This window comes from Gilvimarinus sp. 1_MG-2023 (assembly GCF_030548285.1).
Map to the genome: position 1 here is coordinate 1 of NZ_JAUOSC010001504.1, position 245 is coordinate 245.

The window sequence follows — 245 nt, forward strand, 5'->3', positions numbered from 1 at the left end:
GGTCGTAGCATCGAGACGAATCCGGTCGCCGTCCTGCACATGCGCCAACGGCCCGCCCAGTTGGGCTTCTGGCCAGACATGGATCGCCGCCGGGACTTTGCCGGAGGCTCCGGACATACGGCCGTCGGTCACCAGCGCCACCTTGAAGCCCTTGTCTTGCAGCGTGCCCAAAAACGGCGTCAGTTTATGCAGCTCGGGCATGCCGATGGCGTTGGGGCCCTGATAACGCACCACCGCAATAAAAT

Annotated in this window: 1 pseudogene; it reads right to left on the reverse strand. The window is 62.9% G+C overall.

The features are described from left to right. Positions 1-245: pseudogene (locus Q4563_RS21845) on the reverse strand (dihydroxy-acid dehydratase domain-containing protein); the annotation flags it as partial.